At 63.3% G+C, this 8,445-nt stretch carries 8 protein-coding genes, 1 other RNA gene and 1 pseudogene; 4 read left to right on the top strand and 6 right to left on the bottom strand.

Going from position 1 to position 8,445, the window contains the following annotated elements; translation table 11 throughout:
* Positions 1-21: 21 nt before the first annotated feature.
* Positions 22-420: pseudogene (locus AC1D1P_RS08840) on the top strand (transporter substrate-binding domain-containing protein); the annotation flags it as partial.
* 71 nt (positions 421-491) lie between these two features.
* On the opposite strand, the gene rnpB reads toward AC1D1P_RS08840, so the two are convergent.
* Positions 492-832: RNase P RNA component class A (gene rnpB / locus AC1D1P_RS08835), an RNA gene on the bottom strand.
* 64 nt (positions 833-896) lie between these two features.
* Here rnpB and AC1D1P_RS08830 point away from each other — a divergent pair.
* Genes AC1D1P_RS08830 through AC1D1P_RS08820 form a run of 3 tightly spaced genes read left to right on the top strand, consistent with a single transcriptional unit; the run spans position 897 to position 3,917 of the window.
* On the top strand, positions 897-2,567 hold the full coding sequence (locus AC1D1P_RS08830; RefSeq protein WP_477672710.1) for an NAD(P)/FAD-dependent oxidoreductase: 1,671 nt from the start codon (positions 897-899) through the stop codon (positions 2,565-2,567).
* Entirely contained in the window at positions 2,567-3,187 is a 621-nt protein-coding gene (locus tag AC1D1P_RS08825) for a flavin reductase family protein (protein ID WP_477672709.1), read from the top strand. Before AC1D1P_RS08830 ends, AC1D1P_RS08825 begins: the two co-directional genes overlap by 1 nt.
* A 43-nt stretch (positions 3,188-3,230) precedes the next feature.
* Positions 3,231-3,917: a ProQ/FINO family protein gene (locus AC1D1P_RS08820; RefSeq protein WP_477672708.1), complete on the top strand. Its 687-nt coding sequence runs from the start codon at positions 3,231-3,233 to the stop codon at positions 3,915-3,917.
* 32 nt (positions 3,918-3,949) lie between these two features.
* Here AC1D1P_RS08820 and lepB read toward each other — a convergent pair whose 3' ends face one another.
* From lepB to pyrC, 5 genes are all read right to left on the bottom strand, one after another.
* On the bottom strand, positions 3,950-4,618 hold the full coding sequence (lepB, locus tag AC1D1P_RS08815) for a signal peptidase I (RefSeq protein WP_477672707.1): 669 nt from the start codon (positions 4,616-4,618) through the stop codon (positions 3,950-3,952).
* Positions 4,619-4,679: 61 nt separating this feature from the next.
* Complete coding sequence (gene htpX / locus AC1D1P_RS08810; protein WP_477668420.1) at positions 4,680-5,555, bottom strand: protease HtpX; 876 nt, start codon at positions 5,553-5,555, stop codon at positions 4,680-4,682.
* Positions 5,556-5,652: 97 nt separating this feature from the next.
* On the bottom strand, positions 5,653-6,387 hold the full coding sequence (locus tag AC1D1P_RS08805; protein WP_477672711.1) for a DUF3025 domain-containing protein: 735 nt from the start codon (positions 6,385-6,387) through the stop codon (positions 5,653-5,655).
* 53 nt (positions 6,388-6,440) lie between these two features.
* On the bottom strand, positions 6,441-7,223 hold the full coding sequence (locus AC1D1P_RS08800) for an NYN domain-containing protein (RefSeq protein WP_477668421.1): 783 nt from the start codon (positions 7,221-7,223) through the stop codon (positions 6,441-6,443).
* Positions 7,223-8,302, bottom strand: coding sequence for a dihydroorotase (gene pyrC, locus AC1D1P_RS08795; RefSeq protein WP_477668422.1), 1,080 nt, complete (start codon positions 8,300-8,302; stop codon positions 7,223-7,225). Before pyrC ends, AC1D1P_RS08800 begins: the two co-directional genes overlap by 1 nt.
* Positions 8,303-8,445 lie beyond the last annotated feature (143 nt).

The raw sequence follows: 8,445 nt of genomic DNA, 5'->3' as shown, positions 1-8,445 counted from the left end.
CTCAAAGTCGGCGTGTAGAACGGCACCACGGGTGACGAAGTCATCACCAAGCTGCAGGGCAAGGAAAGCGCCAACATCAAGCGCTTTGAAGCGACGCCACTGGCGCTGAAGGAACTGGAAGCCGGCGGCGTGGACGCCGTGGTCGCCGACAACGGCGTGGTGGAGCACTACGTCAACAACAACACCGGCTCGAAGTTCAAGACCATCGCCGATGCCAGCTTTGCACCCGAGCAATACGGCCTGGCCGTGAAAAAGGGCAACGCCGAGCTGCTCGCAAAACTGAACAAGGGCCTGGCCGACATCAAGGCCGACGGCACCTACGACAAGATTTTCGCTCAGTACTTCGGTAAAGCGCCAGCCGCCACCGCCGCTGCAGGCACCGCATCGGCACCAGCTGCCGCTGCCTCTCCCGCCAAATAAGACGCCGCAGGCAGGGCCGGCAAGGCCCAAAGACAAAGCCCCGTTCATTGCTGAACGGGGCTTTTTTATTAGTGTGAAGCCCGCCGATAAGCCGGATTCTGTGCGCCGGSCCCCCTTGGAGAAAGCCCGGCGTGACCGCCATTAATCTGGGCCGGGGGTCGCCCCCACGGCTCAATGCTACCTACCCGCCAACTCTGCGGAACCACATCAACGTTGGCCTACTTGGTATTGCTGCGCGTAGAGATTGCCCGTTTCACCCGGCCCCAGGTTGCCCCAAGGCCGACTCGTCTCTGTTGCTCTGATCCTCACCTCACGGTGGAGAGGTGTTACCTCCTACGCTGTCCTGTGCAGTCCGGACGTTCCTCCAGTGCCTGGTTTCCCAGATTGCACCAGCGGCGGTCTGGCGTGCTTCACGAGGCCCATTATCCGCCAGGCCTTTAAAATGCGGGTTGCTTGATCAACACGAGCCCCTTTTCATGATTCGCCTGACCGAACTCAAACTTCCGCTGGACCACGCGGAAAGCGCCCTGCCCGCCATGGTGGCCCAGACACTGGGCGTTGCCGCAGCCGCCCTGCAGAACGTCCACATCCACAAACGCAGCTTTGATGCCCGCAAGGCAGACCTGCTCAAGGTCTATATCGTCGATGTCACGCTCGCCGATGCCGCCCAGGAAGGCGCGCTGCTGGCGAAATTTTCCGGCAACCCGCACATCTTTACCACGCCCGACATGGCCTACCGCACCGTGGGCCAGGCGCCAGCCGGCTTGCCGTTGCGACCGGTCGTCGTCGGCTTCGGCCCCTGCGGCATGTTCGCAGCCCTGCTGCTGGCGCAAATGGGCTTCAAGCCCATCGTGCTGGAGCGCGGCAAGACGGTGCGCCAGCGCACCCGCGACACCTGGGGCCTGTGGCGCAAGAACGTGCTCAACCCGGAATCGAACGTGCAGTTCGGCGAAGGCGGCGCCGGCACCTTTTCCGACGGCAAGCTCTACAGCCAGATCAAGGACCCGCGCCACCTGGGCCGCAAGGTGATGAACGAATTCGTGAAAGCCGGCGCGCCCGCCGACATCCTGTTCGAGGCGCATCCGCACATCGGCACCTTCAAGCTGGTGAAGGTGGTCGAGAACATGCGCGCACAGATCGTCGCGCTGGGCGGCGAGATCCGTTTTGAGCAGCGCGTGACCGACGTGCTGATCGAGGACGGCCCGCAAGGCAAACAGCTGCGCGGCCTCACGGTACTGGACCAGGCCACAGGCCAAAGCCACGAGATGCGCGCCGACCAGGTGGTGATGGCGCTGGGCCACAGCTCGCGCGACACCTTCGCCATGCTGTACGAGCGCGGCGTATACATCGAGGCCAAGCCTTTTTCCATCGGCTTTCGGGTCGAGCACCCACAGGGCATCATCGACCGCGCGCGCTGGGGCCGCCATGCCGGTCACCCCTCACTGGGCGCGGCGGAATACAAGCTGGTGCACCACGCCAGCAACGGCCGCTCGGTCTACAGTTTTTGCATGTGCCCAGGCGGCACGGTGGTGGCCGCCACCTCGGAGCCCGGCCGCGTGGTGACCAACGGCATGAGCCAGTACTCGCGCAACGAGCGCAACGCCAATGCCGGCATCGTGGTGGGCATAGACCCGCGCGACTACCCCGGCTTCGAGGCGGGCGACGCGCTGGCCGGCATCGCACTACAGCGCCAGCTCGAATCACACGCGTTTGTATTGGGCGGCAGCAACTACCAGGCGCCGGCGCAGCTGGTGGGTGACTTCGTGGCGGGCCGCCCCTCGACCGCGCTGGGCAGCATCACTCCGTCCTACAAGCCGGGCGTGACCATCGGCGACCTGTCGTCTGCCCTGCCTGCGTATGCGATCGAGGCCATGCGCGAAGCCTTTCCCGTGTTCGGCAAAAAAATCAAGGGCTTTGACACCCACGACGCGGTGCTGACCGGCGTGGAAACGCGCACTTCCTCGCCGATCCGCATCAGCCGCGGCGAAGACCTGCAAAGCGTCAACGTGCRCGGCCTCTACCCGGCCGGCGAAGGCGCCAGCTACGCCGGCGGCATTTTGTCGGCCGGCGTGGATGGCATCAAGGTTGCGGAGGCCCTGGCGCGCAGCGTGCTGCAGGACGCCGAACAACAGCGGATGGCCGCGTGATGAGCCAGGACTTTCACTACTACGAGCCCTCTAAAGGCCACGGCCTGCCGCATGATCCCTTCAACGCCATGGTGGGGCCACGCCCCATTGGCTGGATTTCGTCGCAGGACGCCAGGGGCCAGCTCAACCTGGCACCCTACAGCTTTTTCAATGCCTTCAACTACACGCCGCCCATCATCGGTTTCGCCAGCATTGGCGCCAAAGACAGCCTGCACAACATCCGCGAAACCGGCGAGTTCGGCTGGAACCTGGCAACGCGGGCGCTGGCCGAGGCCATGAACCGCTCCTGCGCGATGGTGCCGCCCGAGGTCAACGAGTTCGAGCTCGCCGGCCTCACGCCCGTGGCCTCGCAACGCATTGCCGTGCCGCGCGTACAGGAAAGCCCGGTTTCTTTTGAGTGCAAGTTAACCCAAATCCTGCAGTTGCAGGGCGCCAACGGCGTGCCGGTTCCCACCTGGCTGGTCCTGGGTGAAGTCGTCGGCGTGTACATTGCAAGGCATCTGCTCAAAGACGGCATTTACGACACGGCGGCTGCCGAGCCGATTCTTCGCGGCGGTGGCCCGGCCGATTATTTCGCCGTCACCCCCGACAACCTCTTTCGCATGTTCAGGCCCCGCTGAGCTTTCTGAACACCCCGCCACACCATCTTTTCACCCCATACACATGACTGAAACCACCACACCCTCCCCACGTGCCAAACGCCCCCGCCCCCCGCAGCGCCCCCGGCCGGCCAACCCGCAGCAGCAACAGCAGCGCCCACGCGAAGTCCACCCCGTGCTGGAAAAGCTGTTCGAGCTCTACCCAAAAATGTTCGGCGCACAGTTCCTGCCGCTCAAGCTGGGCGCTTTCCAGGACCTGCTGGCGGAAAACCCCGAAGCGTTCAAGCGCGACGAACTGAAAGTGGCGCTGGGCCTGCATGCCCGTTCCACGCGTTACCTCGAATGCGTGGCGGCCGGCCACCCGCGCCATAACCTGCAGGGCGAGCCCGTCGAGCCGGTGGCGCCCGAGCATGTGCACCACGCGATCATGGAGGTGTTCCGGCGGCGCCAGGCGCGTTCAAAGGAAGACCTGCGTCCCAAAGTGCGTATGCGCCTCATCGAGGCCATTGAAGCATCCGGCTTGAGCCGCGAAGAGTACGCAGAACGCACCCGCACGCAGGATGAGGTGTCGAACACCTTGCTGGAGGAGGCTTTTGCGGAGATGGCCGAGCAAACCGCCAAACGCGAAGCACTGATGCGCGCCTTTGAGGCCAGTGGGAAAACGGCGGCGGAATTTGCCGAGATGTACGGTCTGGACCTGGCGGAAGTGGCACAAGCCATAGAGCGGGTACAGCGAAGCCGCCAGGCCTGAGGCTCCCACTGCAGCCTCAGTCAATCAGCAAATCAATAGAGCGAGCGGCCGAAACGCTCAAAGCGGGGTTGCCACTTCTCCAGGATGTCCGCCGACACCAGGATCCGCTCAGCACGCCCGATCAGCAGGTTACGCGGCACCAGGCCTATGTAGCGCGAATCTGCGCTGTTGTCGCGGTTATCACCCAGCATCAGGTACTGATCAGCGGGAATCGTGATCGGTCCCCAGCTGTCCTTGGCCTTCACACCGGCCAGCCACTGGATTTCATGTTGCTCCTGGGCTGTGGCTTCCTTCACGTGCGTGGCCACCAGCACGCCAACCGGCCCGGCCGGCTCCAGCACCGTGTCCAGCGCCTCATAGCGGGCTGACAGTCCGTTGATGATGAGCACCTTGTCGCGCATTTCCACGACGTCGCCCGGCACAGCCACCAGCCGCTTGATCAGACGGRCACTGTCCACCGGCGAGGAAAAAGTGACGACGTCGCCGCGCTGCGGATCGGTGGTGCGCGCCAGCACGGTATCGGTCAGCGGAATCTTGACGTTGTAGGCCAGGCGGTTGACGAAGACGACGTCGCCTTCAAGCAGGTTGGGCCGCATGGAGCCCGAGGGAATGGGGTTCCAGTCCGCGATTGCGGTACGGAACAGCCCGAACAACAACAGCAACACCAGAAAACTGCGGTTCTGCCTGATCCAGCTTTTCATGTTCGCGCTCCTTGAAATTTCATGAAAAAAAAGGCGCCCTGTGCGGGGCGCCCTTTGGTGCTTAGGCCTGGCCGTTCTGCAAGGCCGCGATGCGCTCTTCAATCGGCGGGTGCGTGGCAAACAGCTTGCCGATGCTGCCGGTAATGCCCATGGCTTCCACSGCCTTGGGCAGTTCGCCGGGCTGCATGCCGCCCAGRCGKGCCAGCGCGTTCATCATGGGCTGGCGGCGGCCCATCAGCTGCGCGGCGCCGGCGTCGGCACGGAACTCGCGCTGGCGCGAGAACCAGGCCACGACGATAGCGGCGGCAAAACCGAGCACGATGTCCAGCACGATGGTGCTGACGTAGTAGCCGATACCGGGGCCGGAATTGCTGTCGCTGCCGCGGCGCAAAAAGCTGTCGACGGCGTAGCCGATCACACGCGAGAGGAAAACCACAAAGGTGTTCATCACGCCCTGGATCAGCGTCATGGTGACCATGTCGCCGTTGGCCACGTGGGCGATCTCATGGCCCAGCACGGCTTCGATTTCTTCCTTGGTCATGCCTTGCAGCAGGCCGGTGGACACGGCCACCAGAGACGAGTTCTTGAATGCGCCGGTGGCAAAGGCATTGGGCGCGCCTTCAAAAATGCCGACTTCGGGCATGCCGATCTGGGCCTTGTCGGCCAGCTTGCGCACGGTCTCAACAATCCAGGCCTCGTCGGCATTTTGGGGCGACTCGATCACCCGCACCCCGGCGCTCCATTTGGCGACGGGTTTGCTGATCAGCAGCGAGATAAAGGCACCGCCGAAGCCCATGATCAGCGCAAAGCCGAGCAGCGCGGTCAGGTTCAGCCCGTTGGCCGTGAGGAAGCGGTTGACGCCAAGCAGGCTGGCGACAATGCCCAGCACCACCACGACAGCAAGGTTGGTCAGGACAAACAGAAAAATACGTTTCATGGGTTCTCCGTGGGGTCGGTAAAAAAAGCCCGCCTTGCGCAGGATATGAGGGCTTGCCAGCGCAGTTCAAGCTGTGCCGCAAGCCCGTGGCTGATTTCTATCTGTTGTTTTGCAGCCGTGGCGGTCGGAATACAAGGGAGTCATCATAAAAGGAAAAGTTCTCGTTCCCGGGCCACCAGCCGGGCACGCCCAGCACCGGCAAAGGGGAAAAAGGCTTGCCGGCCAGCTTGTCAGCGCTCAGATCCGCGGCAATCCAGCGGTCCAGATCTGCTATTGAATTGATAGCTGCTTGCGCCCGGTACACATGGGCCGTGATCGGTTTTCGTGGATAAATCAGTTTTTCCAGCAGCGCATGGCCAAACAGCACCAGCCGGGCTTGCTGCCAGAGTGGGCGCAAACCCACAAAGAGCAGCTGCCAGTCCCGCGCCGCCAGCGCGTCCCACAAGGGTTGCGGCGCCGACAGGAAAGCAGCGTTCTCGTCAAAGAGCGTCAGCGCGTCGCGGACTGGGCCGCGCACCTGTTGCACGCCGGCCTGCGCGATTTCCGCAGCCTGCAACTGGTTGAGCTTCTTTTTGGTTTCGGGGAACTGCATCCAGCACAGGCCATTGAAAAAATCATGCGGCCCTTCGCGGGTCGGGCATTCACCTGTCCTGAAAATAAAGCTCTCGTAGGCCTCGCCGGCGGGCAATGCGCTTTGGGGAACAAAGCGCATCGGGGCACGCTTCTCGGCATTCAGGGCCTCGTGCAGCGCAGTGCCCGCCGCTACGGCCTGGGCCACACGTTCGCCGGGCTCCTGCCAGGGTTGCAGCCAAGGCTGGTTCCATGCCGGCATCGGCAGGGCCGGCGCTGGCTGCAGGGCTGCAGCGACTCGCACCTGCAGGCCCCCTAGGCCCGGGCCGACTTGTTCAGTCGCTTGTCGCGCACTGCGACGGTGGACTTGCCTTCGTCGGCGATGTCAAACAGCTGGGTGGCCACCAGCAGCTTGGTCAGCGTGGCATAGCCGTAGTTGCGATGGTCAAACGAGGCCTGGTTGGCGATTTGCGTCCCTACAGCACCCACGCGCGCCCAACCCTCGTCGTCGGCTGCGGCCTGGACGGCGTTGCGCAGCAGCATGACCAGCTTGGCGTCCTGCTTGAGCTGGGCGGGTGTTGCCCTGAGGGGCGCGGCGGCAACCGCCTCGCCATCGTCACGGCTGTCTCCGTGAGCACTGCCCGCCGCATCACTGACGGCGATGGGGCGCAGCTTGTCAAGGAACAGGAATCTCGAACACGCATTGACAAATGGCTCCGGCGTTTTCTGCGCGCCAAAGCCGTAGACCGCCGCGCCCTTGGCGCGCAGGTGCATGACCAGCGGCGTGAAGTCTGCGTCCGACGAAACGATGCCAAAGGCATCGGGCCGGTCGGTATAGAGCAGCTCCAGCGCGTCGATCACCATGGCCATGTCGCTGGCGTTCTTGCCTTTGGTGTAGTCGAACTGCTGCATGGGGCGGATGGCATGCTCGTGCAACACCTCTTCCCAGCCCTTGAGTTCATTCTTTTTCCAGTTGCCGTAAGCGCGGCGGATGTTCGTTTCGCCGAAGGTCGACAACTCGTTGAGGATCAGGTCGATCTTGGACGCCGGCGAGTTGTCGGCGTCAATGAGCAGGGCAACGCGCGGCTTGTGGTCCATCAGGGGCTTTCTGAAGTGTGCAGTTTCCAGGGCAGGTTTTCACCTGAGCGCAAAGGCTTGAGCTCAGCCTCGCCGAAAGCAAAGCTCTCGGGCGGGTGCCAGCTTTCCTTTTTCAGCGTGATGCGGCCGGTATTGCGCGGCAGGCCGTAAAAATCGGCACCGTTGAAGCTGGCAAATGCCTCAAGCTTGTCCAGTGCGCCGGCCGCATCAAAGGCTTCGGCGTAGAGCTCCATGGCGGCGTGGGCGGTGTAGCAGCCTGCGCAGCCCGTTGCGTGCTCCTTGAGGTGCGCGGGGTGCGGTGCGCTGTCAGTACCCAGGAAAAAGCGGTTGTTGCCGCTGGTGACGGCTTCTACCAATGCCAGGCGATGCGTCTCGCGCTTGAGCACCGGCAGGCAGTAGTAGTGCGGCCGAATGCCGCCCGTGAAAATGGCATTGCGGTTGTAGAGCAGGTGGTGCGCGGTGACGGTCGCCCCCGTGAACTGGCCGGCATCACGCACGTAATGGGCGGCTTCGCGGGTGGTGATGTGCTCAAACACGATCTTCAGCTCAGGGAAATCGCGGCGCAGCGGAATGAGTTGCGTATCGATAAACACGGCTTCACGGTCGAACAAGTCAATGTCGGATGACGTGACCTCGCCGTGCACCAGCAGCAGCACGCCTTCTTTTTGCATGGCCTCCAGCGTTTTGTAGGTCTTGCGCAGGTCGGTCACCCCGGCATCGCTGTTGGTGGTGGCGCCGGCCGGGTATAGCTTGAGCGCCACAACACCGGCGTCTTTCGCGCGCTTGATCTCATCGGGTGGCAGGTTGTCGGTGAGGTAGAGCGTCATCAATGGCTCGAACTGCACGCCGGCCGGCACAGCGGCCTGGATGCGCTCCCGATACGCCGCCGCCTGGGCGGCCGTGGTCACCGGCGGGCGCAGGTTGGGCATGATGATGGCGCGGCCAAACTGTGCGGCCGTGTGCGGCACCACGGTGTGCAGGGCCTCGCCGTCGCGCACATGCAGGTGCCAATCGTCGGGCCGGGTAATGGTCAGAGCGGAGGTCAGGATGGAGGCGGGTGTGCGGGTGGCYGAAGTCATGGCCTGAATTGTCGCATTGGTCGCACCACCCGCCCATCATGAGCCGCCATGAAAAAAGCCCCGGAATTCGGGGCTTTTTTTGGAGCGCAGGGCTTTCAGTGCGCCAGGATCTTGTTGAGGAAATCCTTGGTGCGCGCCTGGCG

This window comes from Polaromonas sp. P1_E1_2 (assembly GCF_056406035.1).
The sequence above is the reverse complement of the archived record's forward strand: the minus strand, read 5'-3'. Positions and strand labels throughout refer to the sequence as shown.